The 1,985-nt window shown below is 35.6% G+C and carries 3 protein-coding genes; 2 read left to right on the top strand and 1 reads right to left on the bottom strand.

The genetic code is table 11. The features are described from left to right. Nucleotides 1-172: 172 nt before the first annotated feature. A complete protein-coding gene (locus ACY651_RS08980; RefSeq protein ID WP_462251849.1) occupies nt 173-919 on the top strand; it encodes a DUF6089 family protein in 747 nt (248 codons plus the stop codon). Between the two features lie 66 nt (nt 920-985). Here the strand turns inward: ACY651_RS08980 and ACY651_RS08975 are convergent, their stop codons facing one another. Then, on the bottom strand, nt 986-1,426 hold the full coding sequence (locus tag ACY651_RS08975; RefSeq protein ID WP_462251847.1) for a type I restriction enzyme HsdR N-terminal domain-containing protein: 441 nt from the start codon (nt 1,424-1,426) through the stop codon (nt 986-988). A 168-nt stretch (nt 1,427-1,594) separates the two neighbouring features. Between ACY651_RS08975 and ACY651_RS08970 the strand changes: the two genes are divergently transcribed. After that, a partial coding sequence (locus ACY651_RS08970; RefSeq protein WP_462251845.1) for a phosphorylase family protein occupies nt 1,595-1,985 on the top strand: 391 nt, incomplete at its 3' end.

Genomic DNA, 1,985 nt, shown 5'->3' with positions numbered 1-1,985 from the left:
ATATCCACATCACTTTTACTCAATTTTATATTCACTTTTGTTTAACAGTAATGCCATCAATTTAAAATACTATTTTTCTAATTAAACTGTTAGATACATAAGCACTAAAAATCTCTCTATCGAAGTACAGACTTTTACATTTACCATTTTTTAATCTTTAAATGTAAATCCAATGATGTCTGCACTAAAAAAATCTGTACTTGCAGTTGTATTTGTTTCCGGTAATATTTATTTCCTCCATGCACAAATTAATCTTAGTAAATACGAGGTGGGTTTAAGTGGCGGCGTTTTTGTTTACCAGGGAGATTTGACACCGCAAAGGTTAGGCTCGTACAAAACAATGAAGCCACAACTGGCCTTACACATTTACAGAATTATCAGCCCGTCATTTTCTGTACGCTTAAATGTTAACCGTGGAAAATTGTATGGCGACGATGCAAAATATAATAATCCCGATTGGAGAAAACAAAGAAATTTTAATTTTACCACACCCGTAACAGAAATAAGTGCACAGGGCGTTTGGAGTTTTTTAGCGCCAAGGTCGCCACGCTTTTCTCCTTATGTTTTTGCCGGTGCAGGTTTTTCTTTTTTAAAAATTAAAAGAGATTGGAGTAATATAAATCCAACAGTGTTTGGAGATGGGTCGGATGTGCAGGCCGGCCTTGCCACTGATGCAGCAAAAAGTTTGCCCCGTATAATTCCTGTTTTACCTGTTGGTGCAGGCGTACGATATTCGCTTAGCGACAGGTTTAGTTTAATTGGCGAAACCAGTTACCGTTTGAGTTTTACAGATTATTTAGATGGCTTTAGTAAAGCGGCAAACCCTGATAAAAACGATCATTACTTAAGCCACAGTATTGGAGTTATTTATTCTTTTAAGAAAAAAAATAATACAGAGCTGGGTTGCCCTAAATGGTAAAGTTCAGGAATTGGGGATTTGGGATTTGGAATTAGAATTTTATAAACCTATAAGGTTTTAAAAACCTTATAGGTTTGTATCAGGCAGTTCAACTAATTCTTTCAATTGATTATTTATACATTGAAAACCCATGCAGTAGCTGCCGTTGGTAATAACTAAATACGGCACCTGCATAGTTATGTTATACCGTAATACCTGGTCTAACACTTGGCTGTTTAAATCAACAGTCATTTCTTTACATTCAATAATCATCCAGGGTTTGGAGTTAGCGTTGTACACTACAATATCAAAACGCTTTTTTAAATCGCCTAACTTAATTTCTTTTTCTATTGCAATTAAAGCTGCAGGGTATTTTTTTATTTGGATAAGATATTGCAGAAAATTTTGCCTCACCCACTCTTCGGGTGAAAGTATTACCCAGCGTTTACGCACTTCATCAAAAATAAATTCTTTATCTTTTTCTTTTTTAATTTTGGGTTGATATTCAGGATAATTAATTTTTATCATTGAAGCTGAGCGAAATTTTGTAATTTTAAATGATGCAGCAATTTGAAAGCATTGTTGAACAAAGGTATGCGGTACAAGTGAGTGACACAACGATGATGCCATGAAAAACAAAAGTTTGTAACAAAATTATTTAACAATAAAATTTATTCCCCTTTAGGGGATAGGGGTATGAAGACAAAAGAAGAAATTGTAAACAACTGGCTGCCGAGATATACCGGCGAAGCATTGGAAAATTTTGGTGAGTATATTTTATTAACCAACTTTAGTAATTATGTATCCATGTTTGCGGAGTGGAATAATGTAAAAGTAATTGGGGTGGACAGGCCGATGCAATGTGCCACTGCCAATAATATTACTATTATAAATTTTGGGATGGGCAGCCCCGGTGCAGCAACGGTAATGGATTTGCTGAGTGCTATACACCCCAAAGCAGTTTTATTTTTAGGTAAATGCGGCGGCCTTAAAAAACGGCACAGTATAGGCGATTTAATTTTACCTATTGCCGCCATGAGAGGCGAAGGAACGAGTAATGATTATTTTCCACCAATTGTACCTGCAC

Origin of the sequence: Ferruginibacter sp. (assembly GCF_031391665.1) — a bacterium.
Classification (GTDB): domain Bacteria; phylum Bacteroidota; class Bacteroidia; order Chitinophagales; family Chitinophagaceae; genus Ferruginibacter.
The sequence above is the reverse complement of the archived record's forward strand: the minus strand, read 5'-3'. Positions and strand labels throughout refer to the sequence as shown.